The 24,512-nt window shown below is 55.2% G+C and carries 17 protein-coding genes, 1 tRNA gene and 1 riboswitch; of the genes, 6 read left to right on the forward strand and 12 right to left on the reverse strand.

The window, feature by feature from the left end; genetic code table 11:
* Positions 1-33: 33 nt before the first annotated feature.
* The 7 genes from ychF to ispE form a co-directional block, all read right to left on the reverse strand.
* Positions 34-1,128, reverse strand: a complete 1,095-nt coding sequence (ychF, locus tag BUB13_RS04590; protein ID WP_072906023.1) for a redox-regulated ATPase YchF — start codon at positions 1,126-1,128, stop codon at positions 34-36.
* Between the two features lie 80 nt (positions 1,129-1,208).
* Complete coding sequence (locus BUB13_RS04595; RefSeq protein ID WP_072906025.1) at positions 1,209-3,224, reverse strand: sodium-translocating pyrophosphatase; 2,016 nt, start codon at positions 3,222-3,224, stop codon at positions 1,209-1,211.
* 27 nt (positions 3,225-3,251) lie between these two features.
* Positions 3,252-3,830: an aminoacyl-tRNA hydrolase gene (gene pth, locus BUB13_RS04600; protein ID WP_072906027.1), complete on the reverse strand. Its 579-nt coding sequence runs from the start codon at positions 3,828-3,830 to the stop codon at positions 3,252-3,254.
* Between the two features lie 26 nt (positions 3,831-3,856).
* Positions 3,857-4,483, reverse strand: coding sequence for a 50S ribosomal protein L25 (locus BUB13_RS04605; RefSeq protein WP_072906030.1), 627 nt, complete (start codon positions 4,481-4,483; stop codon positions 3,857-3,859).
* 54 nt (positions 4,484-4,537) lie between these two features.
* Positions 4,538-5,476 carry a ribose-phosphate pyrophosphokinase gene (locus tag BUB13_RS04610; RefSeq protein WP_072906032.1) on the reverse strand — a complete coding sequence of 313 codons (939 nt, stop codon included), beginning with the start codon at positions 5,474-5,476 and terminating at the stop codon, positions 4,538-4,540.
* A 139-nt stretch (positions 5,477-5,615) separates the two neighbouring features.
* Positions 5,616-5,690 (reverse strand) — tRNA-Gln (locus tag BUB13_RS04615).
* A gap of 96 nt (positions 5,691-5,786) precedes the next feature.
* A complete protein-coding gene (ispE, locus tag BUB13_RS04620) occupies positions 5,787-6,629 on the reverse strand; it encodes a 4-(cytidine 5'-diphospho)-2-C-methyl-D-erythritol kinase (RefSeq protein ID WP_072906034.1) in 843 nt (280 codons plus the stop codon).
* A gap of 414 nt (positions 6,630-7,043) precedes the next feature.
* Here ispE and BUB13_RS04625 point away from each other — a divergent pair, with 414 nt between their 5' ends.
* Together BUB13_RS04625 and BUB13_RS04630 are read left to right on the forward strand one after the other, a co-directional pair.
* Positions 7,044-8,009 (forward strand): TAXI family TRAP transporter solute-binding subunit, encoded by a 966-nt coding sequence (locus BUB13_RS04625; RefSeq protein ID WP_072906036.1) that lies wholly within the window; start codon positions 7,044-7,046, stop codon positions 8,007-8,009.
* 155 nt (positions 8,010-8,164) lie between these two features.
* A complete protein-coding gene (locus BUB13_RS04630; protein WP_072906038.1) occupies positions 8,165-9,889 on the forward strand; it encodes a TRAP transporter permease in 1,725 nt (574 codons plus the stop codon).
* An 85-nt stretch (positions 9,890-9,974) separates the two neighbouring features.
* Here BUB13_RS04630 and BUB13_RS04635 read toward each other — a convergent pair whose 3' ends face one another.
* The 5 genes from BUB13_RS04635 to aceE form a co-directional block, all read right to left on the reverse strand.
* The gene (locus tag BUB13_RS04635) at positions 9,975-11,093 is read right to left on the reverse strand and encodes a dihydrolipoamide acetyltransferase family protein (RefSeq protein WP_072906040.1); all 1,119 of its coding nucleotides are present in this window, start codon (positions 11,091-11,093) and stop codon (positions 9,975-9,977) included.
* A 75-nt stretch (positions 11,094-11,168) separates the two neighbouring features.
* Positions 11,169-12,833 carry a formate--tetrahydrofolate ligase gene (locus BUB13_RS04640; protein ID WP_072906042.1) on the reverse strand — a complete coding sequence of 555 codons (1,665 nt, stop codon included), beginning with the start codon at positions 12,831-12,833 and terminating at the stop codon, positions 11,169-11,171.
* A 104-nt stretch (positions 12,834-12,937) separates the two neighbouring features.
* Positions 12,938-14,326 (reverse strand): dihydrolipoyl dehydrogenase, encoded by a 1,389-nt coding sequence (lpdA, locus tag BUB13_RS04645; RefSeq protein WP_072906044.1) that lies wholly within the window; start codon positions 14,324-14,326, stop codon positions 12,938-12,940.
* A gap of 51 nt (positions 14,327-14,377) precedes the next feature.
* A complete protein-coding gene (locus tag BUB13_RS04650) occupies positions 14,378-15,706 on the reverse strand; it encodes a 2-oxo acid dehydrogenase subunit E2 (RefSeq protein ID WP_072906046.1) in 1,329 nt (442 codons plus the stop codon).
* Positions 15,707-15,733: 27 nt separating this feature from the next.
* A complete protein-coding gene (aceE, locus tag BUB13_RS04655; protein WP_072906048.1) occupies positions 15,734-18,418 on the reverse strand; it encodes a pyruvate dehydrogenase (acetyl-transferring), homodimeric type in 2,685 nt (894 codons plus the stop codon).
* A gap of 138 nt (positions 18,419-18,556) precedes the next feature.
* On the opposite strand from aceE, the gene BUB13_RS04660 reads away from it, so the two are divergent.
* The 4 genes from BUB13_RS04660 to ribB all read left to right on the forward strand — a co-directional run bounded on the left by BUB13_RS04660 (position 18,557) and on the right by ribB (position 24,509).
* Complete coding sequence (locus BUB13_RS04660) at positions 18,557-20,539, forward strand: hydantoinase/oxoprolinase family protein (protein WP_072906050.1); 1,983 nt, start codon at positions 18,557-18,559, stop codon at positions 20,537-20,539.
* Positions 20,536-22,098: a hydantoinase B/oxoprolinase family protein gene (locus BUB13_RS04665; RefSeq protein ID WP_072906052.1), complete on the forward strand. Its 1,563-nt coding sequence runs from the start codon at positions 20,536-20,538 to the stop codon at positions 22,096-22,098. Before BUB13_RS04660 ends, BUB13_RS04665 begins: the two co-directional genes overlap by 4 nt.
* The gene (locus tag BUB13_RS04670; RefSeq protein WP_072906054.1) at positions 22,095-23,591 is read left to right on the forward strand and encodes an SEL1-like repeat protein; all 1,497 of its coding nucleotides are present in this window, start codon (positions 22,095-22,097) and stop codon (positions 23,589-23,591) included. Before BUB13_RS04665 ends, BUB13_RS04670 begins: the two co-directional genes overlap by 4 nt.
* A gap of 13 nt (positions 23,592-23,604) precedes the next feature.
* Positions 23,605-23,753: riboswitch (FMN riboswitch) on the forward strand.
* A gap of 102 nt (positions 23,754-23,855) precedes the next feature.
* Positions 23,856-24,509 carry a 3,4-dihydroxy-2-butanone-4-phosphate synthase gene (gene ribB, locus BUB13_RS04675; protein ID WP_072906334.1) on the forward strand — a complete coding sequence of 218 codons (654 nt, stop codon included), beginning with the start codon at positions 23,856-23,858 and terminating at the stop codon, positions 24,507-24,509.
* The last annotated feature ends 3 nt before the right edge of the window (positions 24,510-24,512 follow it).

Below are 24,512 nucleotides of genomic sequence, written 5' to 3' on the forward strand. Positions count from 1 at the left end.
TGGAGGCTTCGTAGTGCAGATAAATAAAGATGATCAAACATTGAAGCGGAAGTGCATCACATCCCCATCGACAACGCGGTATTCCTTGCCTTCGAGTCGGAGCAGACCCTTCTCTTTGGCACCGGCTTCGCCGCCAGAATTAATGTAATCATCATAGGCGGTCACTTCAGCGCGAATGAAACCTTTTTCGAAGTCGGTGTGAATGACACCAGCAGCCTGCGGTGCGAGGGCCCCATCATGCACAGTCCAGGCGCGGACCTCTTTGACCCCGGCGGTGAAATAGGTAATCAGACCGAGCAACTTGTAACCAGCGTGAATCATCCGATCAAGGCCCGATTCTTCCAGACCCATTTCCTGCAGAAATTCAATCTTCTCTTCTGCGTCCAGTTCGGCGATTTCTGATTCGATCTTGCCGCAGATCAATACCATCTCGGCTCCTTCAGCGGCGGCATGATCACGTACTTTTTGCACAAAGGGGTGCTCCCCTTCAAGATCGTCCTCGGAAACGTTGGCAACGTAGAGCACAGGCTTGATGGTAATCAGACAGAGCTCAGCGATCCGCTTGGCTTCATTCGCTGACAACCCGACAGCACGGGCCGGTTTGCCTTCATTGAGGGCGTCACGAACCCGCTCGAGAATCTCCAGTTCGGCCTGCATTTCTTTATCGCCACTCTTCGCCTGCTTGGATGTCCGCTGAATCCGCTTTTCCACGGTATCCATGTCAGCCAGGTTCAGTTCGGTCTGGATGACTTCGATATCGCGCAGCGGGTCGACGCTACCGTCAACATGGACAACATTGTCATCCTCGAAGCAACGGACGATGTTGGCAATGGCATCGACCTGGCGGATATGGCCGAGAAATTTATTCCCGAGTCCTTCCCCTTTGCTGGCACCGGCGACAAGTCCGGCAATATCAACAAACTCCATGCTGGTCGGCAAAATCGCCTGAGGCTTGACGATTGCAGCCAGCGCATCAAGGCGCTTGTCCGGCACAGCTACCACACCGACATTCGGCTCAATGGTGCAGAACGGGTAGTTAGCTGATTCAGCACCGGCCGAAGTGATCGCGTTGAAGATGGTCGACTTGCCAACATTCGGCAGACCGACGATTCCGCATTTGAACCCCATATCGTTATTCCTTCAAAAAGACCGATAGCCGGAGCAGATGCCCCGGCTATCGAGTTGTTCTCTATTTCCTCAAACTGCTCTTATACAAGCAGCGGTGCGATGACCAGGGAAACAACGCTCATCAGCTTGATGAGGATGTTCATGGCCGGACCGGAGGTATCTTTGAACGGGTCGCCGACGGTGTCGCCGATAACGGCAGCAGCGTGGGCTTCGCCACCCTTAGCTTCACCTTCCAGCGAGCCGCTTTCGATGTACTTCTTGGCGTTATCCCATGCGCCGCCACCGTTCGACATCATCAGGGCGAGTAGGACACCGGCCAGGGTTGCACCGGCGAGCATGCCACCGAGAGCTTCTTTACCGAGGATGAAGCCCATCAGAACCGGGGCAACAACGGCAACAACACCCGGCAGAACCATCTCTTTCAGAGCGGCCTTGGCGGAGATATCGACACAACGCTGGGAGTCCGGCTTGACGCCTTCTTTACCTTCAAGCAGGCCCGGGGTATCACGGAACTGGCGACGGATCTCGTCGACCATCTCGCCAGCAGCACGACCGACCGAGGTCATGGTCAGTGCGCCGATGAAGAATGGCAGCGCGCCACCAATCAGCAGGCCGATAACGACCATCGGGTTGATCAGGTTGATCGCTTCCAGTTTAACGGTGGTTGCGTAAGCGGAGAACAGGGCCAGAGCGGTCAGAGCAGCAGAACCGATGGCGAAACCCTTACCGATAGCGGCAGTGGTGTTACCGATAGCATCGAGACCGTCTGTGATCTTACGAACGTCAGGACCGAGACCAGCCATCTCAGAGATACCACCGGCATTGTCTGCAATCGGTCCGTAGGCATCAACGGTCATGGTCACACCAACAGTCGCGAGCATGCCGACCGCGGCAATACCGATACCGTAGAGACCAGCGGTAGCGTTAGCAATAAAAATTCCAACACAGATAATCAGAATCGGCAGTGCAGTCGATTCAAGACCGACAGCCAGACCATGAATGATGTTAGTCGCAGGACCGGTTTTAGAAGCTTCAGCGATCCGGGCAACCGGGGCATGAGCAGTATAGTATTCAGTAACCTGACCTATGGCGATACCAGCAACACAACCGGCCAGAACGGCCCAGAAGACACCGGTCGCAATCCCCATCACCTTGATAATGATCAGGGCAGCTACCAGGAAGCCAATAGCGGCAACAAAAGTAGTGTAGTGCAGTGCTTTGGCAGGGTCGATCCCCTTGAGAAATTTCATCGAAAAAATACCGATGATTGAAAAGAACAGACCGACCATGGCCATCACCAGCGGCAGGACCATAGCGCTGGCCTGAACATCAGCAGCACCACCCAGTTTGGTCAGCAACTCCGGCCCGGCAGCAGCAGCAATCGCCATGGTGGCAATGATCGAACCGACATAGGATTCGAAAATGTCAGCGCCCATACCAGCGGTGTCACCAACACAGTCACCAACGTTGTCAGCGATAACGCCTGGGTTACGTGGATCATCCTCAGGAATACCCGCTTCGACTTTACCAACCAGGTCAGCACCAACATCAGCAGCCTTGGTATAGATACCGCCACCGACACGAGCGAACAGAGCGATGGAGGAAGCACCCATGGCGAAACCGTTGATGTATTTGGCGGTAGTTGTGTCACCACCAAAGAAGATGTAGGCAACACCAACACCAACCAAGCCAAGAGAAGCAACAGCAAGACCCATGACAGCGCCGCCATTATAAGAAACTTCCAGGGCTTTTGCCTGTCCATGAGCACGGGCAGCTTCAGAGGTCCTTACGTTAGCGCGGGTCGCAGCTTTCATGCCGATAAAACCACAGGTCATCGAACAAAGGGCGCCACCAACAAAAGAAAAGGCCGTCTGATAGCCCATTCCGATCAGGATCAGTACGAAAACAACAGCAATAAAAATCGCTAAAACACGATACTCGCGGTTGAGAAAAGCCATCGCACCGCTATGAATGTCATCAGAAATCTCATGCATTCTCTCGTTGCCGACCGGTTGGTCCTTTACGATCTTGTAGAGCACAACCGCGATTGCGAATCCGATTACCCCCAGTACGGGAGCCCACATCTGCACACTCATCTGTTCTTTGCCTCTCTTCTAAAGGTGTTAAAGTGAATCCAACAAGTTACAGTTATTAAAACGATTCATTGCCTCGATCGGGCCCTCCGTCAGCAGTGCCTCTGCGGCATCCGCTGCCAGGTCCAGCACCTGCGGCAATAATTTCTTCTCGTCAGAGTTGAACCGCCCCAGCACATGCCCGGTGACATCACCCCGTTCCGGCCGGCCGATGCCAACCTTGATACGGAGAAAATCTTTGAACCCGGCGATGGCGATAATATCGCGCATGCCGTTGTGTCCACCGTGACCACCATCCGGCCGAACTCGAATCCGCCCCAACGGCAGGTCGAGATCATCATAGATGACAATCAAATCCCCCGGGGTAAGCCCGAGGGATTTAAAGGCAGCATTAACGCTAGCGCCGCTGCGGTTCATGAAGGTTTGCGGCAGGAGAATCGTGGTTTCTTCACCGGCTGCCCGGCCGACACCGTAGATCCCCTGGTATCCCTTCTTTTTAATTGCAACAGAGTTACGTGCAGCAACCCTGTCAGCCACCATGAAACCGATATTATGCCGGGTTCCGGCGTATTTATCTCCCGGGTTCCCCAGACCAACCAGTAATTTCACAGTCGCCCCGTCAAGCGTAAATCAGGTTATTCGGCAGCAGCTTCTTCAGCAGCTTCAACACCCTCTTCACCCTCTTCAGTGTCCTCAACCTCTTCCTTATGACCTTTAACTGTGATCACGGTGAAGTTGACATCGTGCGGCAATTCAGCACCTTCCGGCGCAGCAACGTCTTCAATGTGAACAACGTCACCGATGTTCAAAGCTTCAACGTTGATCTCAATCGCCTGGGGAACAGCTGTCGGCAGACAGATAACTTCCAGTTCCTTACGGATAATCTGCAGGCTGCCACCTTCCTTTTCACCAGCCGACTTACCGACCGTCACAACAGGAACCATGAAGCTGCCTTTTTCCTGCAGGTCGATCGCATGGAAATCGGCACAGACCATGTCACGGCGCAGCGGGTGCAGTTCAAGATCTTTCAGCACGACGACCTTGCCATCGACCGCAGGAGCCCCTTTGAGGGTCAACAGGGTGTTCCAGCCAGCATCAGTATTTACCGCTGCTTCAAGAGCTTTAGGCTCAACGCTGATCGTGGTCGGCTCCATGCCCTTGCCATAGACAACAGCCGGGACCTTACCTTCTGCACGCAGCTTACGGGCAACGCCCTTACCGGCGTTCTCACGGATTTCTACATTCAGTTCTGCTTTTGCCATCTATCTATCCTCCATCTATTGGGAATCTGGCTATTTAATTTCTAAGTCGTTTTTCTAAACAAACAGCGAGCTGACCGATTCGTCATTATGAATACGGCGGATCGCTTCAGACAGCAACTTGCTGACCGATGCCCCCTTCAGTTTGCTGCACTGTTCAATTTTATTCTGCGCCGGAATACTGTTGGTGATGATCACTTGCTCAAGTGGACTATCTTCAATCCGCTGCAAGGCCGGCCCGGACAAGACACCGTGGGTGGCGCAGGCAAAAACTTCACCGGAGCCGTCATTCTGTAGTGCTGTGGCCGCCGCACAGAGCGTACCAGCGGTATCGATCATGTCATCGATAATGACACAGCTCTTGCCTTTGACATCACCGATAATGTGCATAACTTCGGATACATTCGGCCCACTGCGGCGCTTATCGATGATCGCCAGACCGGCGTCGAGACGCTTGGCGAATGCACGGGCTCGCTCGGTACCACCGGCATCCGGGGACACGACCATCAGTTTTTCACTGTTTGGGCAGACTTTGCGGATCTCTTCCAGCAACACCGGAGCGGCATACAGATGATCAACCGGGATATCAAAGAAACCCTGGATCTGGCCAGCGTGCAGGTCCATGGTCAGCACGCGGTCAACGCCGGCTACCGACATCAAGTCAGCCACCAGCTTGGCGCTGATCGGAGCGCGCGGCGCAACCTTGCGGTCCTGACGAGCATAGCCGAAGTAAGGCACGACAGCGTTGATGCGAGCAGCTGAAGCTCTCTTGAGAGCATCAACCATGACCAGCATTTCCATCAGGTGATTGTTGGCAGGAGCGCAGGTCGACTGGATGACATAAGCATCACGACCACGCACGTTCTCACTGATCTCCACCATCACCTCGCCATCGGAGAACGTTTTCACCTTGGCGTCGCCGAGACGGACACCCAGATGCTGACAGATTTCCTGCGCCAGAGGCTCGTTGGAGTTACCAGTAAAAACCTTAATCATTCCCACGGGAAATCACCTTTCCAGCTAGAAGACGAAAAAACGGATAGGCCATAGCCCAAAAGCCATGACCTAACCAAGAACCTATATCTACTTATCTATTTAATATTTAAACGACTAATAACTCTGCCGTTGTTTTATATGGCTGGGGCACCAGGATTCGAACCTGGGAATGCCGGAATCAAAATCCGGTGCCTTACCGCTTGGCGATGCCCCAATATACTTATTATTGATGCTGACATTTTTCAGCCCGGCGTTTTTAACCGGAACAGCCCGATCTGTCAAGCGCTAATCAGGCAAACTACTGAAAAGTTCATAGCGGCTTAACCGGGTAGAACAGCCAGTCCTGTTTTCGTTTCAACTCCTCCGCTACCCGACAAGCTTCAGCGTAATCAGCAAAAACCCCGAAGACAGTCGCCCCGCTACCTGACATCAAAGAGCCACAGGCTCCATATTCAAGAAGCAACTGCTTGATTTCCGCAAGCAGTGGATAACGCTGCAAAGTGACACGCTCAAGGTCGTTGTGCAAAGCAGCGCACAAATCATCCCGCGTCACAACAGAAAACCTCGGAAGGTTAGCCAGTTCGCCCCCTTTTGTCAACTCTAAACTTTGGTAAACCCAGGCAGTAGAAACAGCTATTTTCGGATTGACCAGCAGATAAGCGACATCAGGCAATGAAGGCAGGGCATCCAGCTGAGTTCCGGTCCCCGTTGCCCAAGCTGGGGCCCCATAAATAAAGAAAGGAACGTCCGCCCCCAGCTGCGCTCCCAGTTCCATCAGGCGGCGCTGCCCCAGCTCAAGACCAAGCATCTTATCAAGGCCAGCCAGAACCGTCGCAGCATTGGATGAACCACCACCAAGGCCAGCCGCGACAGGAATATTTTTTTCTATACTTATAGTGATTGCGAGCTCACGTCTCGACTCAGCCAAAACGAGCTTCGCCGCCTTTGCAGCAATATTCTCTTCGTCGACGTCCAACCTCAGGCCGGCACAGGAAACCCGCACCCCGGATCCATCCGAAACCTGAATCCGGATTCGGTCCGACAAATCAACCCGCTGCATCGCCATCGCCAGTTCGTGATAGCCGTCCAACCTCCGACCGAGCACATGCAGACACAGATTTATTTTCGCCGGGGAATTAAAATGCCGCTCCATCTCAACACTCCTTATCTAATTGATCCATATGGAAGGCGGGTATCTTTCCCCAGCGACAGCAACATGTCAAGCTGTGGCGGAAAACCAAAAACCGGCTTTAGTCAGCCTGAAGTTTTTTAGTCGAAGCAGAAAACCAGGTTCTACGAGCAAAATCCGATCACCACAAAAAACGGCCAACCTCGACCACAAGTGGCAACTTTTGGCCACATAGTAAAAATAATATCCACTGCCAAACATCTTAAAATCAAGCAACTCCATATTTTTAAAGCAAAAAAATAAAATCAAAACAGCATTTTAAATTTGGCACTATACTTGCCATTTAAGCCGGAGGTGCTACACAATAGTATAGTTGTATTTTTGCTCATATCAGAGAGAGAGCAGGTTCATCAACCCGTATCTAGGAGGAATCCCAAGATGAAGAAAACCATGAAAGTCTTTGCGCTGCTTATCGTAGCCAGCCTCGCCTTCAGCATGCCTGCATTCGCCAAGCTCTACGTTTTTGGCGGTGGCCCTGCTGGCGGCACCTTCCAGACTGTTGCCAATGCTGTTCAAGTTTATGGTCCAATCAAGGACCTGGCGAAAGATGGCGTGACCATTAAAACTCAGTCCTCAGGAGGCTCGATAGCCAATCTGCGTAACGTCAACAAGGGTAAAGTCGCCTTCGGTACAGTTTACTCCGGCCATGTCTATCTTGGCGCAAACGGCCTGCTGAAGAACGATACTGCAAAGTACGAAAATGTTCAGGCTGTAGCCTTCCTTTATGGCGCGCCGGCACAGTTGGTGGTCAAAAAAGGTTCCGGCATCAAGTCAACCAAGGACCTGGCCGGCAAGAAAGTCGGCGTTGGCAATGCAGGTTCTGGCGCATTCGCCAACTGCGAACTTTTCTTCACCCACATGGGCGTCTGGGATAAAATCGAGCGCAACGCGATGGGTTACAACGACGCTGCTGCCGCCTTCGGCAACAACCAGCTTGACGCGTTCTGGCTGTTCACTGCCTTCCCGTCCGGCGCTGTCATCATGGCTGCCCAGACCAACGACATTGAGTTGATCGACCTCGGCGCTGACGCAGAAGCGTCCGGCTTCTACAAGAAATACCCTTACTTTGGCAAACTCAAAGTACCGGCCGGCACCTATAAAGGCGTTGACGCCGACGTTCCTTCCTTCCAAGATTCAGCTCTTTGGGTCGCCAACAAAGACGTTCCTGAAGATGTTGTGTACAAAATGCTTAAGGCGATCTTCACTGACGAAGGTCTGGCCCACATGGTTTCCCAGAAGAAAACTTTCAAAGCCATGTCCGTTGCTAAAGGTGCTGACGGCATCGTGACCCCGATGCATCCGGGCGCAATCAAGTTCTGGAAAGAAAAAGGTGTAATCAAGTAAGCATTGAAAGATTGATCTTTTTTCGGGGCGGGGGGCTTTGGCCTCCTGCCCCGAATTTTGAAAACAGCTTGTCGGTGACAGGCAGCAACGAATAAGCTAACCTGAGTTTGTGCGTTGCTCCCTGTTCCCTACAAATCCTTTAAAAGAGGTTTTCCGTGTATAAAGATTTAAATCGATTTGAGCAAATCCTGTTTGATATCTGCGCAATGGGGATGCTGTTATTCTATTCCTATGCCGCTGTTATTGCCCCGGCGGCGACCCAGTATCACCGTGGCATCTATGTCATCATCACCTATGTATTGGTCTTTCTGACATATCGCTCAAAAAACGTACTCCTGCGAGTGCTTGATTACATTTTGATGATTACCTCGATCATCAGCCTGAGCTACTGGGTGGCCAATTTTGAGGCGATTAACTACCGAACTGGTGCCGAGACCGAGCTCGACACCTGGATGGCGGTTATCGGCGTCATAATCAGCGTTGAACTAGCCCGGCGGGTCGTCGGTAATGTTTTTGTTATTATCGGCGGGCTGATGCTTGCCTACGGCGTCTATGGAGCCCACGTCCCCGACCTGTTTGCCCATGCCGGAGCGACCTTTCCGGAACTCTGCATCGAGATATTCTATCGCAGTGACGGCATCTTCGGCATCATGGCCAACGTTCTCGCCACTTATATTCTCCTGTTCGTCCTGTTCGGCGCTTTTCTGGAGAAGTGCGGCGCTCAACGTTTTTTCATCGACTTTCCGCTTGCCGCGGTCGGTCACAAAATCGGTGGCCCTGGCAAGGTTGCGGTCGTTGCATCCGGCCTGTTCGGCTCGATTTCCGGCAGCGCTATCGCCAACACAGTTTCAACCGGTGCTTTTACGATTCCGATGATGAAAAAGGCTGGGTTTAAACCACACATCGCCGGTGGTATCGAGCCGGCAGCCTCAATCGGCGGGATGTTCATGCCACCAATCATGGGGGCCGGCGGTTTCATCATGGCCGAACTGACCGGTGAGCCATATTCGCGCATTATGCTGGTCGCTCTGTTCCCGGCCATCATGTATTTCTTCAGCGTTTTCGTCATGGTTCATTACGAGGCGAAAAAAGACAACATCGTTGGTGAGAAGTCTGAACACAGTGCCATGGAAATTCTCAAGGCAGAATGGTATTACACCCTACCGTTGGTCTCTATTACCATCTTCATGCTTTACGGCTATTCGCCGGGCTATTCTGCGATTCTCGGACTGGTCACCTGCATCATCGTTTCCTGGTTCCGCAAGGACACACGCATTGGCCCGAAGCGGTTCCTTGAGGCCGCCCGCGAGGGAGCGGAAAGCAGCCTGAAAATCGGCGCAACAGTCGGTGTCATCGGTATCATCATCGGCGTGTTGACCTACAGTGGACTGGTCTTAACCTTTGCTGACATTGTTATCCAGATGGCTGGTGGCTCGCTGATTCTGACCATTCTGCTGATCGCCCTGGCGTCTTTGGTTCTGGGAATGGGTGTGCCAGTCACAGCCGCTTACCTGATCACCGCGGTGGTCGCGGTTCCGGCGTTGACCCATTTGGGTGTCAATGAGTTGGCCGCACACATGATCGTTTACTGGTTGTCGCAAGACTCCAACATCACCCCGCCAGTCTGCATCGCGGCCTTTGCCGGGGCAACGATCGCCAAAGCGAATATGTGGAAGACCGCCTTTTCCGCATTCAAGTTTGCCAAGTTCCTTTACCTTGGTCCGTTCCTGTTCGGCTACGTTCCCGGTTTCTCGCTGGATGGTTCAACCACGGATATCGTCAAGGCGTTCGCATTGATCATCATCGGCACCTATGCCTATTCCTGGTTTCTCAGTGGCATCTGGATTCAGAAGATTTTCCCGAAAAAGACTGCTGCATAAACCACATTCAGGACAACCAAACGAGAAAAGGCGGAAGTCATATCGACTTCCGCCTTTTATTTTTCATCAAAGCTGTCTGCGTGCCTCAGCAGTGACAATCCCCCAGCAAGGTAATCGGCGCTTCCAGATAGCTTTTCAGCGTGTCGAGAAAATCAGCCGCATCGGCACCATCAAGGATGCGATGGTCGGCTGAAAGGGTCACCTTCATGATCGGCGCAACGGCCGGTTCGCCCTGGTCATCGACAACGACTTCGCCTTTTACCGTACCGACCGCCAGCACGGCGGCTTGAGGCGGCGTCACCAGCGCACCGAAGGACTCGACCCCGAGCATCCCCATATTGGTAATAGTGAAGGTGCCCCCTTCCATTTCGTCTTTCTGCAGTTTGCCGCTACTGGCCTTATCGGCAAGGATTCCAGCTTCTTCGCTCAGTTGTTTCAGATTCAGGTCTTCACAGTTGCGGATCACCGGATAGTAGAGACCATGCTCGGTAGCGACGGCCATCTGCAGATTGACATCTACCTGCTCAATCCCCTGCTCACCGTTCCAGAGACTGTTGACCCAGGGATGCTCCTGTAGAGCGTGAGCGGTGGCCGAGAGGACGAAATCGTTGATCGAAACGCCGAGGTCTTTACGAAAGCGGATAACATCGGTCATATCGACGCTCATGGTGACGTAAAAATGCGGGATATTATTCCAGGATTCTTCCATCTTGCGGGCGATCAAGCGGCGAACCTTGACCGACTTGCCACTGCCGGCGGCAACAGCTTTACTGGTCAAATCACGCGATACGGCCACCGCGGGCGGAGTTCGTTCAGCATAAGCTCGCTCGACATCGGAGAGCAGAATTCGTCCACCGGGACCGCTGCCGTCGATCAATTCCAGCGAAATGCGTAACTCTTTAGCCAGCTTGCGCGCAGCCGGAGAGGCTGAGACCCGGGGCGGGACAGCGCTGATCGCCTCTTCCTGGTCGGGAATAAAATAGGCCAGCAGATCACCCATCGCGACAGATTGATTTTCCGCGACTAGTTGCTGACTCAAAACACCTGCGACGGTCGCTTCCAGCTCGATCACCACCGAACCCTCTTCAATTTCGGCCAGCACCTCCCCCCGCGCCACCTGCTCACCCTCGGCGACATGCCATTTTAACAATCGCCCCTCATTGACCTGCGCATTAATCTGCGGAACCCTGATTTCAATTGCCATTTCAACTCCTTGCCAGTAGCATCATTAAGCAAGTCGAATGTAGCATATAAACACTTTCATTGGATATCGATTGTTTTAGTGCAACCCGTCAATAGAGCCATCCTCACTCAGGCTCCAGTTTTCCGCCGCAGGATGTTTCGGCAACCCCGGCATACGCAGGATATCACCGGTCAATACCACCAGAAAACCGGCTCCGGAATTGATCTGGATACTACGAACGGTAACATCGAAATCGCGCGGTCGACCGATCAGTTTCGGATCATCAGAAAGGGAGCCGGGAGCTTTGGCGATGCAAACCGGCAAGTCTTCCAAATCGAGCACCTCGATCTGGCGCAGATCTTTTTCCGCCTGCTTGGTAAAGGCGACATCATGCGCACCATAGATTTCGCGACAAATCGTTCGGACTTTTTCCTCTACCGGCAAATCGAGTTCGTAAAGTGGCTTATAGGGTTCAGCAGAATCGGCAATTTGCTTTACCTGTTCAGCCAATGCGATAGCCCCCTCGCCACCGCGGGCAAAATGATCGCTAAGAGCAAAAGGCACATCAAGCTCACGGCAACGTGCCTCAATCAAAGCGACTTCAGCGACCGGGTCACCTGAAAAGCTGTTAAGGGCAACCACCGGCTGCTTGTTAAACTTGAGAACGTTCTCGATATGCTTATCCAGATTAACCAACCCACGCCGCAGCGCCGACAGATCTTTCTCGCCAAGATGTTTCTTCTGCTGGCCGCCGTGTAACTTCAGTGCACGACAGGTGGTGACCAGCACAACAACCACTGGGTCGACACCACCGAGGCGACACTTGATATCGAAAAACTTCTCCGCGCCCAGGTCGAAACCGAAACCAGCCTCGGTGATCGCCCAATCAGCGCAGTGCAGTGCCGTGCGGGTGGCAATCAGGCTGTTACAGCCGTGGGCGATATTGGCGAAGGGTCCACCATGCACCAACGCAGGCACACCCTCCAGCGTCTGAACCAGGTTCGGATGCAAGGCATCTCGCAGTAGTGCCAGCATGGCCCCCGTGACTTTTAGCTGTCCTGCATAAACCGGTTTTTCGTCGTAATCGAAAGCAACCAGAGTCTTGTCCAGACGTTGCTGTAAATCGGCCTGACTTTCCGCCAGACAAAGCATCGCCATCACTTCGGAAGCGGCAGTAATATCAAATCCACCCTCGCGCGGAATTCCCTGCAGTTTGCCGCCAAGGCCCAGCACGATATGCCGCAGGCTGCGATCGTTCATATCGCACACCCGCCTCCAGAGGACCCGGCGTGGATCGATGTTGAGTTTATTCCCCTGATAGATATGATTATCGATCACCGCCGACAACAGGTTATTTGCGCTGGTGATGGCATGAAAATCGCCGGTGAAGTGAAGGTTGATACGGTCAGCCGGCAACAGCTGGCTGTAACCGCCGCCGGTGGCGCCTCCTTTCATCCCCAAACAAGGGCCGAGAGATGGTTCCCGTAGCGCCAGACAGACAGATTCCCCCAGTCGAGATAGCGCCTGTCCCAAACCGATTGAGGTGGTGGTTTTCCCCTCCCCCGCGGCTGTCGGTGTGGTCGCCGAAATCAGAACCAGTCGTCCCTGTTTTCCCTTAGTTTTCAGCAAACGGCCACTGTTGACCTTGGCCATCTCACGGCCATAAGGCAACAGCAAATCATGAGATATCCCCAAACGGTCGGCTATTTTTCCGATCGACTGCGGGTGCGCCTGTCGCCTGATTTCAACATCACTCAACATACTCCCCCCGGATTCTGGACCATTGCTACGAACGGTTTAAAAACAGCGTACAAAGAGCGATACCGCTTCGCGTAAAAAAGCCGTTCTTCTAACCTATCACAGTGTCAATCAAGCAGCTGAGCTGCATCGAAAAGCGTTTCTGACAACGTCGGATGAGGATGAATCGCTTTCGCCAGGTCTTCACCGACAGCCGCCAACTCCAGCGCCAGGACACCTTCTGCGATCAGTTCACCGGCACCCGGACCAGCCACCGCAACCCCAAGCAGTCGATCGTTTTCGGCATCGACAATCAGTTTGGTCATGCCATCCTCGCGGCCAAGGGTTAACGTGCGGCCATTTCCGCGCCATGGTAGCTTGGCTGTTTTTATATTGATTTTCTGCTCGCGGGCAGCCGTTTCGGTTAAACCGCACCAAGCAATCTCGGGATCGGTGAAAACCACCGCCGGGATAGCGCGTGGTTCGAACACCGCCTTTTTGCCTGCTGCGACTTCGGCGGCAACCGCCGCTTCTCCGTAAGCCTTATGCGCCAGCATCGGCTCGCCGGCAATGTCGCCGATAGCGAAAATCTGTTTTTCGGCGGTACGCTGCTGGCCATCGACAACGACGAAACCCTGCTCATTTATTTTGACGCTGGTGTTCTCCAAGCCCAGGTTTTCCGTGTTCGGGCGGCGACCGATGGCTATCAGCACCTGGTCGAATTTCCTGTTGCTGCGTTCTCCCTTTTTATCTTCCAACGTAACAGCCACGGTGTTTTTCTGTTCTTTGAGCTCGACCACTTTTGTACTCAGCATGATTTCACTGAACTTCTTATCGAGCCGGCGTTTGAGCTGCGAAACCAAGTCGCGATCGCAACCGGGCAGCAGTCCACTGGTCATCTCCACCACGCTCACCTCGCTGCCCAACGCGGCATAGACCGAACCCAGCTCCAGGCCGATGTAACCGCCGCCAACCACCAGCAGGGATTTCGGTACCCGCGCCAACTCCAGGGCACCGGTAGAATCGAAGATGCGTTCGCCGGTCTGTACCCCCGGCAGCATGGTCGGACGCGAACCGGTAGCGATAATCGCCTGTTCGAAGGCAAGCTCTCCCTGCTCGCCGTCACTCGGTGTCACCTGCAGGGTCTGACCGTCTTTAAAGCGTGCTGTTCCGCGCACGTAAGTCACTTTGTTTTTCTCGACTTTGCCGCCAAGGCCACTGGTCAGTTTTTCGACCACTTCGTTTTTCCATTGCCGAACCCGATCCAGGTCGATATCCGGAGAATTGAAGCGAACCCCTATCTGAGCCGACTCCTCGGCTTCGTTGACCAGCTTGGCGACATGCAGAAGCGCCTTGGAAGGGATGCAGCCCCGGTGCAGGCAGACTCCACCGGGGTTTACCTCAGGATCGATCAGGGTGACCTGCAGACCAAGGGCAGCAGCGCGGAAGGCGGCGGCGTAACCACCGGGGCCGGCACCGATAACCGCGAGTTGCGTTTTTGCGGGGATATTCGACATGTGAAAACCTTTTCAGTGTTAAAAACGAAACAAGCAAACCGTCCTAAAGACTCAGGACTTCATCGCCAGCTCAATCGGCTGCTCCAGCGCCCTGCAGATCCAGCGCAGGAAGCGCGCCCCCTGCGCACCATCAATCACCCGGTGGTCGTAAGAGAGCGACAGAGGCATCACCAGTTGTGACTCAAACTCCTGCCCGCTCCAGACCGGCTCAACTTCCGCCCTGGAAACACCCAGAATCGCCACCTGTGGTGCGTAAACGATCGGGGTGAATGCGTTGCCACCGATACCGCCAAGGTTGCTGATGGTAAAGCTGCCGCCTTCCAATTCTTCGGGTAAGACCTTACGCTCGCGGGTACGCTCGGCCAGCTCGTTCAACTCGACTGCCAACTGCTCGATCCCTTTACCTGCGGCATCCCGCAGAACCGGCACCAGCAAACCATTCGGGGTATCGACAGCAACACCGATGTGGACATACTGCTTGAGGACCAGCTCTTTCTGGCCGAGATCGAGGCTGCTGTTGAACTGCGGGAAAGCTTTCAGAGCGGTGGCACAGACTTTGGCAAGAATTGCCGTCATGGTGACCTTTTCGGCCTCTTTGACGCCACGGTTGTGCTCTTTACGATAAGTCTCCAAATCACCGATGACAGCCTTGTCGTACTGGGTCACCATCGGGACCGTCGACCAGGCGTAGGCCATCGCATCGGCAGTGACCTCGCGCACCCGGCTCAGAGGTTCGCGACTGACCTCGCCCCACTTGCTGAAATCGGGCAGGGGCCGCTGGGCGTGCAGTCCGGCGAACTCACCGGCCGCCTGAACACCGCCCCCGGTCACCCGGCGCATGGTATCGCGCACAAACAGACGCACATCTTCACTGCTGATCCGTCCTCCGGGCCCGCTGCCCTGCACCTGGTAGATATCGACGCCCAGATCACGGGCCAGCCGCCGCACCGACGGCGCCGCAGGTGCTACCCGGTCATCGCGTCGCACCGGGCTTAAATCGAGAGACTCGGCAGGCTGACCAGCCTCCTGCTTCTCAGCCACCGGTTCTTCAGGCTCATCCTGCGGGATCGTTTCCTCCGGTTCCTCCTGTACTGCCGGCTCTTCCGGCTGGACTGTATCCTCACCGGCAGCAGCTGATTCATCTTGCGTATCCAACAGGATAATAGTCGCGTCGACCTTCGCCTGATCCCCTTCTGCAACCAGGATCTCCTTGACCACTCCGGCAACCGGCGAAGGGATCGCAACCACTGCCTTGTCGGTTTCAAGTTCCAGCAGGGTCTGGTCGTATTCAACCTGGTCGCCAACTGCGACACTGACAGCGATGACTGTCCCCTCCGTCACCCCTTCAGCAACCTCAGGTACTTTGATTTCGTAATCCATGACAGGTCCTTTTACTCAACAAAAATGTTAATCGGTATGCGGATTCAGTTTCTCCGCATTGATGTTCAGAGCTTTCATCGCACTGTCCAGAATCGACTTCGGCAACTGACCGGCGTCGACCTGCTGGCGCAGGGCGGCAAGGACGATGTAGCGCGCATCGACCTCGAAGAAGTCGCGCAAACGCTCACGATCATCACTGCGTCCGAAGCCGTCAGTGCCGAGACAGTGCAGCTCTCCCGGGAACCACTTGGCGATGGTTGCCGGCAGAACCTTCATGTAGTCACTGGCGGCGACAAAGCTGCCCTCTTCTTTCGCCAGAAGGCTCGACAAGTAAGGGACTTTCGGTTTTTTTCCGTGGTTCAGCAGGTTCCAGCGCTCGCACTCAACCGCATCGGTGTACAGCTCCTTGTAGCTGGTCACGCTCCAGACATCGGCACTCAGGCCGTAATCTTCTTCCAGTATCTGCTGAGCCTTGATTGCTTCGTTGAGGATGGCTCCGCTGCCGAGCAGGTGAACCTTGCCTTTGCCCTTTTTACGCGATTTGCTGTAACGGTACATACCTTTGAGGATTCCTTCGCGGATATCCTTGCCTTTCGGCATCGGCGGCATCAGGTAGGTTTCGTTGGTCACCGTCAGGTAGTAGATCAGGTCTTCCTGATTGCAGTACATCCGGTTGAGACCCTCGTGAACGATAACCGCCAGTTCGTAGGCAAAAGCCGGATCGTAGGCCTTTACGCTCGGCGGCGCCAGTGCCAGCACGTGGCTGTGGCCGTCCTGATGCTGCAAACCTTCGCCTGCCAGAGTGGTGCGGCCACTGGTGGCACCGATCAGGAAACCACGCACCCGGCAGTCGCAGGCCTGCCAGATCAGGTCGCCGACCCGCTGGAAGCCGAACATCGAGTAGTAAGTGTAAAACGGAATCGTCTGTACACCGTTGTTGGCATGCGCGGTACCGGAGGCGATAAAGCTGGCCATGGCGCCTGCCTCGCTGATTCCCTCTTCGAGGATCGCGCCATCGGTCTTTTCGTTGTAGAACAACAGGCTGCCCTTGTCGACCGGCTCGTAACGCTGTCCGGCATGGCTGTAGATACCGCACTGGCGGAACAGTGACTCCATCCCGAAGGTGCGTGCTTCATCCGGCACGATCGGCACGATCAACTTGCCGAACTCATCGTCGCGCAGCAACTTGGCCAGCATGTGCACATAGGCCATGGTCGTCGCCAGCGGACGGTCACCGGAGCCCTCGAAGTATTCGCGGAACACCTCTTGGGTATGGCAGGCCATCGGGTAGCTGGCGTCCTTGCGGTGCGGCAGACTGCCACCGAGCTCAGCACGCCGTTCTTTCAAATAGATCATTTCCGGGCTGTCTTCATCCGGCTTGTAGAAAGGGGTCTCGAGCAGTTGCTCATCGCTCAGAGGAATGTTGAAACGGGTGCGGAACGCTTTCAGTTCGTCCTCGTTCAATTTCTTCTGTGCGTGGGTGATATTCTTGCCCTCGCCCGCTTCTCCGAGGCCATACCCTTTGACTGTCTGGGCCAGGATCACAGTCGGCGAACCTTTGTGATTGACAGCCGCTTGATAGGCGGCATAGACCTTCTGCGGATCATGGCCGCCGCGTGAGAACTTGCCCAGCTGTTCGTCGGTATAGCCGCTAACCAGCTCACGCAGCTCCGGGTATTTGCCGAAGAAGTTTTCACGGATATAGGTGCCGTTATTCAGAGTGAAACGCTGCATCTCTCCGTCGAGCACCTCGTCCATCCGTTGAACCAGCTTGCCACTGGTGTCGACTTCGAGCAGGCGATCCCATTCATGGCCCCAGATCACCTTGATGACGTTCCAACCGGCGCCACGGAAGGCGGCCTCCAACTCCTGCATAATTTTACCGTTGCCGCGTACCGGCCCATCAAGCCGCTGCAGGTTGCAGTTGACGACAAAGATCAGGTTGTCGAGGTTCTCGCGCGAGGCCAGAGTGATTGCGCCGAGGGATTCCGGTTCATCCATCTCGCCGTCACCGAGCATCGCCCAGACCTTGCGGCCGCTTCCCTTGCGCAGACCGCGGTCGACCAGGTAGTGGTTGTAACGTGCCTGGTAAATAGCGGTCAGCGAAGTGAAACCCATGGAGACGGTCGGGAATTCCCAGAAGTCTGGCATCAGGAAAGGGTGCGGATAAGAAGAGAGCCCCCCCTTATCCGGTCTCAGTTCACGACGGAAACCGTTCAGATCGTCCTCGTCCAGTCGTCCCTCGAGAAAGGCACGGGCGTAAACCCCCGGCGACGCATGGCCCTGGAAAAAGACCATATCACCGAGAAAATCTTCTGTCCGGCCGCGCCAGAAGTGGTTGAAGCCAACCTCCCACAAAGTCGCCGCAGAGGCGAAGGTGGAAATATGCCCGCCAATCCCCGCTGATTCCTGGTTTGCGCGCACCACCATCGCCATCGCGTTCCAGCGGATCATCGACTTGATCCGCCGCTCCAGTTCCCGATTGCCGGGGTAAACCGGCTGCTGGCTGCTCGGAATGCTGTTGATGTAAGGGGTGTTGGCAGTAAAAGGGATATTCACCCCCTGCTCCTGCGCCCGCACCTGCAACAGGCGTAAAAGCTGCTGGACCCGCTCTTCCCCTTGCGTCTGCAAAACATAGTCGAGCGACTCCCGCCACTCGGCGTCCTCTATTTCGTGAAGCTCACGTAGATCCTGAGTTTGTTCCTTGCCCATGGACTCTTCTCCTCAACTTGTCTATGCTGTCCCGGTTGGAGATAATCGTGTAAAAACAGTCAGACAAGCACCATTGTAACAGGAAACGAAAAAGTCGACAGGCCTGCGACTTTCGAATCTGCTTTCAGGGGAGAACCGATGCTGATCATCGGCATAGATACCGGTGGTACTTTCACCGACTTCATCTGGCAGGAAGGCAACCAGAGCGGCGAGCACAAACGCCTCTCGACCCCGCACAATCCCGCCGAAGCGGTACTGGCCGGACTGAACCACCTGGCGGGTGAGCGCCCGTTCTGGCTGGTGCATGGTTCGACCGTCGCCACCAATGCCCTGCTGGAGAAAAAAGGCGCGCGTACTGCCCTGATCAGCAATCGTGGTTTCGAAGACATCATCGAGATCGCTCGCCAGAACCGTCCCGAGCTGTACGATCTGCAGGTGAAAAAAAATCCGCCGCTGGTGCCAAGCGAACTGCGTTTCGGCATCTCTGGCCGGGTCGACCCGGCAGGTGAGATCATCGAAACTCTCGTTGAAGCTGATCTGCAGCCGCTGCTGGAACAACTCCGGCAGAAACAGGTCGAATCGATAGCCGTAGCGCTGCTGTTCTCCTTCAACAACCAGCAACACGAACTACTCATCGCTGAAAAGCTCAAAGCACTCGGGCTGCCGATCTCTTTGTCACACCAGATTCTGGCCGAGTTCCGCGAATACGAGCGCACCAGCACCACCCTGATCAACGCCTATGTTTCACCGAAGATGGACCGCTACCTGGCGCAGATTGCCGAACAATCGGGAGCCGAGGTGTTCCGCATCATGCAGTCGAACGGCGGCTCGATTTCAGCGGCAACAGCTCGTCGCGAATCGGTCCGCACCATCCTTTCCGGCCCGGCCGGGGGGGCAGTCGGCGCACACGTCATCGGCAAACAGAGCGGACACCACAAGCTGATCACCTTCGACATGGGCGGCACCAGCACCGACGTCGCCCTGATAGACCGGCATCTACCGCTGACCACCGAATCGACCATCGCTGGCTACCCGGTCAAGGTGCCGATGATCGACATTCACACCGTCGGTGCCGGTGGCGGCTCCATTGCCCGGCTCGACCGTGGCGGTTCACTCCAGGTCGGCCCGGAAAGCGCCGGTGCCGATCCGGGACCCATCTGCTACGGTAAGGGAGAAGAGTTGACCGTCACCGACGCCAACCTCTATCTCGGCCGCCTGATTCCGGATCATTTTCTCGGTGGCGGTATGCAGCTGCAAACGGCAAAAGTGAAACAGAAGATGGAAGATTTCGCCACACAGCTTCAGCTCGACCCGATCGAACTGGCGGAAGGCATCCTCGCCGTCGCCAACAGCGCCATGGAGGGTGCGATCAAGAAAATTTCGGTTGAACGCGGCTTCGACCCGCGCGAATTCACTCTTTTCTCTTTCGGTGGCGCCGGTGGCATGCATGCCGTCGAGCTGGCCGAACTCCTGCAGATGCCGCAGGTGATGGTACCAACCTCCCCCGGCATCCTCTCAGCCTGCGGCATGCTGATGGCTAACGTCATCAAGGACTATTCACAGACTGTGATGCTGGATCAGCAGCAGGCCGATCACGCTATTCTGGATGAACAGTTCGCTCCGCTGATGAAGCAGGCACAAGAGGATTTGCGGGAAGAAGGCGTCAGCGCCGAGCGCATCGAACTGCAGCCGCTGCTCGACATGCGCTACAAGGGCCAGTCGTTTGAGCTGCTGGTCGACTACACAGAGGACTTTGTCAGTGAGTTTCACCAGCAGCACCAGCGTGCCTACGGTTATGCCAGCGCTGACAAACCGGTGGAGATCGTCAACCTGAGGCTGCGTGCCTACGGCCGCCCGGATCATCAACTGCCTCAGCAACAGCCTAAAGCACAAGCAGAACCAGTGCCTGAAGCAATCCTCGGGCAGACCGAATCGATCTTCGGCGGCAAACAGCAGGCAACAACAATCATTGATCGCAACCGGTTGCAGCACGGCAACAGCTTCGACGGCCCGGCGATCATCACCGAGTATTCATCGACCATCGTGCTGCCTCCCGAGTGGTGCTGCGACGTCGATCCTTTCGGCCACCTGCTGCTGACACGGAAGGAGGCGGAAAAATGATCGTCAACCCGATCCTGCTGCAGGTCTTCCGCAACCGCTTCGTCGCCATTGCCGAGGAGATGGGCGTCACCCTGGGCCGCACCGCGTTTTCTCCTAATATAAAAGAGCGCCGTGATTATTCCTGCGCCCTATTCGACGCAAACGGTGACATGATCGCGCAGGCGGCGCACATCCCGGTCCACTTGGGATCGATGCCGCTGTCGGTGAAAGCAGCGATTGCCGCCATCGACATGCAGGCTGGCGACATGGTGATGCTCAACGATCCCTTCGCCGGTGGCACTCACCTGCCGGACATCACCCTGGTGGCACCGGTCTACGTGAACGAAAGCGAAACACCAGCGTTCTACGTGGCCAACCGCGCCCACCACTCCGATGTAGGCGGCATGTCGCCCGGTTCGATGCCGGTGGCGACCAGTATTTTCCAGGAAGGCTTGATCATCCCGCCGACCTTGATCGTCCGTAACGGCGAGATCGATCGCAACCTGTTCGCTCTGCTGCTGCGGAACGTACGCACACCGCAGGAACGGGAGGGCGATTTCGCGGCCCAGGTCATGGCCAACCTGACCGGGGTCGAGCGCAGCAAACAACTTGTGGAGAAATATGGTCTGCAGCAAACCTGCGACTACGCCGGTTACCTGAACGATTATGCGGAAAAAATGCTGCGGCAGACCATCTCGGCAATTCCGGACGGCGAATACCGGTTCGAGGATTATCTCGACAACGACGGTATTTCTACCGACCCGGTCCCCTTAAAACTAAAGGTGAAGATCACCGGTGACGCCGCCGAGCTCGACTTCCGAGAAAGCGCCCGGCAGGTCAAAGGCAGCGTCAACGCAGTCTACGCCATCACCTTGTCTGCAGTGCTTTATTGCTTCCGCTGCCTGATCAAAGAAGATGTGCCGACCAACGCTGGAATCGCCCGACCGCTGAATATCCTGACCGAACCTGGGACAGTGGTCGATGCCCGCTTTCCTGCAGCGGTCGCCGGCGGCAACGTCGAAACCAGCCAACGCATCGTCGACCTGGTTCTGGGCGCTTTAGCGCAGGCGATACCGGAACAGATCCCCGCTGCCAGCCAGGGCACCATGAACAACACGACCATTGGCGGCATCGACCCACGCACCGATCAGCCTTTCAGCTACTACGAAACCCTCGGCGGCGGGTGCGGAGCCACCAGTTTGCACGATGGCGCCGACGCGGTGCACTCACACATGACCAACACTCTCAATACCCCGATCGAAGCGCTTGAGTACGCCTATCCTTTCCGCGTGACCTGTTACGGCCTTCGCAGTGGTTCTGGTGGTGCTGGGAAACAGCGGGGAGGAGATGGACTGATCCGCGAGATCGAAATGCTCACCGACACTGAAGTGACAGTTCTGACCGAGCGTCGTAACGGTTCCCCCTACGGGCTAAACGGTGGTTCCAACGGGCAAAATGGCAGAAATCAAAAAATATCCGCCACGGCAGAGAGGGTGCCGGGTAAAATCACCTGCTCTTTCGCAGCGGGCGAGAAGCTACGCATCGAAACACCGGGGGGAGGGGGTTGGGGAAAGAAATGAGCAGACTCTTTGTTCCTGTCATACTGTTTCTGATCCTGTTTACCAATCTGGCGTCTGCTGCAGTCACTCCCGCCTTGCTTCGCTCTGCCGAACAAGGGAATGCCGATTCCCAGTACCAGGTCGGCATCACCTACTTACGCAAAGCCCAGGGGCAGAATTATCTGGAAGCGGTGAAATGGTTGAGGTTGGCTGCGGACAGTGGTCACGCCAATGCGCAATACAGCCTGGCGCTGCGTTATCTGCTCGGCCAGGGGGTAAAGAAAGATCCCGAACAGGCAGCAGACTGGCTGCAAAAAGCAGCGCAGCAAAATCATGCCGATGCACAATACAGCCTCGGCATGCGCTTTTTCTATGGGCAGGGGCGGGAAAAAGATAAAAAGCAGGCCTGGTACTGGTTGCGCAAGGCTGCTGCACAGGGGCAGGCAGATGCGTTAAAAATGAAACTTCCCGCAGTGGAGAAAAAATCTCCAGCGAAAAAAAAGGACGATCAGCAGGACACTGAAAAACTGATCGAAGCTTATATTGAACAAGTATTCGCTGAAACTGACGACCAGGCGACAGTAGCGGAAAAGAAACGCCTGGAAGAGCTGCTGACCCCGAAAGAAACGTTACAGGCAATCCAGCAGGCTCATTTGAGGCTGGGGGAAAACGATATCAGCAGCGACCAGGAATTCAACCGTCAGCTTGACGAACTCAGCGACAGCAACACCTTCGCAGCTGATTACTTTTTCATCGGCAACCGCATGATTAAGGAAGGTAATCTACCGCTGGCGATTCTCGCCTACGAAAGATCACTGGAACTGGCTCCAGAAAATCCGAGTGGACTGCGCAACCTAGCCTCTGCTTACGCCCACACCGGCAAAAATGAAAAAGCGATCAAGGCACTGCAGAGGTCGATCGAGCTCAGTCCGCAGCAGGCATCAAAGCATGCCACTCTCGGTCTGGTCTATCATGTCTCCGGCGACCTTGACAATGCGCTGCGGAAATACAGGGACGCCGCTGCTCTCAACCCCGGTCTCGGCTGGTTTTATCCCGACATGGCTGACATCTTGCTGCAACAGGGGCAATACAACCTTGCCCGGCAAGCGTTGCTCCAGGCCAAAATATTGGGAATGGAGAGAGAACGCATCTGGCAGCGTTTTGTCGCCTTGGCCCCACAGAAATATCAGCAGGAAAGCGACCAGCCGACCGCGTCTCTGCATCTGCGCCAGCTGATGTTCGCTTCCGCAGAAGAGGCCGAAGAAGCCCTGCGCGAATTAAAAAATGGTGCAGACTTCTATCAACTCGGCATGAGCAGGGCTACCGTCCAATTTCAGAAAAATAGCGGTTATTGGGGGCCTTATTTACCAGAGCAGCTGGCACCAAAAATCAAGGCAGTGCTGGCTGACCTTGCCCCCTTTGCCTACAGCCCAATCATCGAAACCTCGGCTGGTTTTCACATCCTGCAAAAATTTCTTTTCTACGACCAGCTGTTGACAGCCGGGCAAAACTGATCTAGAAAAGACATGCTGTTCTCAGGGCGGGGTGAAAGTCCCCACCGGCGGTATCCCGACTTTGTGCGGGGAGCCCGCGAGCGCTTTTCCATGGGGAAAAGGTCAGCAGATCCGGTGAGATGCCGGAGCCGACGGTTATAGTCCGGATGAAAGAGGATCATGCAACCTGCCACAAAGCGGCTGCGGCCGTACGATCTGTGCAGTCTCTGCGATCAATCCTTCAACGCCCTGATTCTGGTCCAATTTCTTTTACAGGAGAAAACCATGAATCAGTCACTTCTGGCCGACTTCGGCACCCCGTTCGAACGTGTTGAAAAAGCACTGCAAGCGCTCCGTAGCGGGCGCGGAATCCTAGTCACTGACGACGAAGATCGCGAAAACGAAGGCGACCTGATCTACGCCGCCGAAACCCTCACCGATGCCCAGATGGCGATGCTAATCCGTGAATGCAGCGGTATCGTCTGCCTCTGCCTGACCGATGAAAAGGTCACAGAGCTGGGATTACCGATGATGGTCGAGGCAAACAACAGTCAGTTCCAGACCGCCTTCACCGTCACTATCGAAGCGGCCGAAGGCGTCACCACCGGTGTTTCAGCTGCAGATCGCGTTACCACCATCAAAGCGGCGATTGCCGACGATGCCAAACCGAGTGACATCTGCAGCCCCGGGCATGTCTTCCCGCTACGGGCACGCGAAGGAGGAGTGCTGGAACGTGCAGGTCACACCGAAGCAACCGTCGACCTTATGAGACTGGCGGGGTTGAAGCCCTGTGGTGTGCTGTGCGAGCTGACCAACCCGGACGGCACCATGGCACGGATGCCGGAAGTGATCGATTTTGCCGAGAAGCACTACATGCCGGTGCTGACAATTGAGGACATCATCAACTACCGTATCGCCATCCAGGAAAAAGCCAGCTGATTA

The organism is Malonomonas rubra DSM 5091 (assembly GCF_900142125.1).
Taxonomy (GTDB): domain Bacteria; phylum Desulfobacterota; class Desulfuromonadia; order Desulfuromonadales; family Geopsychrobacteraceae; genus Malonomonas; species Malonomonas rubra.

Excerpts from the sequence above, each read along its gene's own strand:
- ychF (WP_072906023.1), bottom strand. The coding sequence starts at position 1,128 with ATGGGGTTCAAATGCGGAATCGTCGGTCTGCCGAATGTTGGCAAGTCG.
- BUB13_RS04595 (WP_072906025.1), bottom strand. The coding sequence starts at position 3,224 with ATGAGTGTGCAGATGTGGGCTCCCGTACTGGGGGTAATCGGATTCGCA.
- BUB13_RS04605 (WP_072906030.1), bottom strand. The coding sequence starts at position 4,483 with ATGGCAAAAGCAGAACTGAATGTAGAAATCCGTGAGAACGCCGGTAAG.
- BUB13_RS04610 (WP_072906032.1), bottom strand. The coding sequence starts at position 5,476 with ATGATTAAGGTTTTTACTGGTAACTCCAACGAGCCTCTGGCGCAGGAA.
- ispE (WP_072906034.1), bottom strand. The coding sequence starts at position 6,629 with ATGGAGCGGCATTTTAATTCCCCGGCGAAAATAAATCTGTGTCTGCAT.
- BUB13_RS04625 (WP_072906036.1), top strand. The coding sequence starts at position 7,044 with ATGAAGAAAACCATGAAAGTCTTTGCGCTGCTTATCGTAGCCAGCCTC.
- BUB13_RS04635 (WP_072906040.1), bottom strand. The coding sequence starts at position 11,093 with ATGGCAATTGAAATCAGGGTTCCGCAGATTAATGCGCAGGTCAATGAG.
- BUB13_RS04640 (WP_072906042.1), bottom strand. The coding sequence starts at position 12,833 with ATGTTGAGTGATGTTGAAATCAGGCGACAGGCGCACCCGCAGTCGATC.
- lpdA (WP_072906044.1), bottom strand. The coding sequence starts at position 14,326 with ATGTCGAATATCCCCGCAAAAACGCAACTCGCGGTTATCGGTGCCGGC.
- BUB13_RS04650 (WP_072906046.1), bottom strand. The coding sequence starts at position 15,706 with ATGGATTACGAAATCAAAGTACCTGAGGTTGCTGAAGGGGTGACGGAG.
- aceE (WP_072906048.1), bottom strand. The coding sequence starts at position 18,418 with ATGGGCAAGGAACAAACTCAGGATCTACGTGAGCTTCACGAAATAGAG.
- BUB13_RS04660 (WP_072906050.1), top strand. The coding sequence starts at position 18,557 with ATGCTGATCATCGGCATAGATACCGGTGGTACTTTCACCGACTTCATC.
- BUB13_RS04665 (WP_072906052.1), top strand. The coding sequence starts at position 20,536 with ATGATCGTCAACCCGATCCTGCTGCAGGTCTTCCGCAACCGCTTCGTC.
- BUB13_RS04670 (WP_072906054.1), top strand. The coding sequence starts at position 22,095 with ATGAGCAGACTCTTTGTTCCTGTCATACTGTTTCTGATCCTGTTTACC.
- ribB (WP_072906334.1), top strand. The coding sequence starts at position 23,856 with ATGAATCAGTCACTTCTGGCCGACTTCGGCACCCCGTTCGAACGTGTT.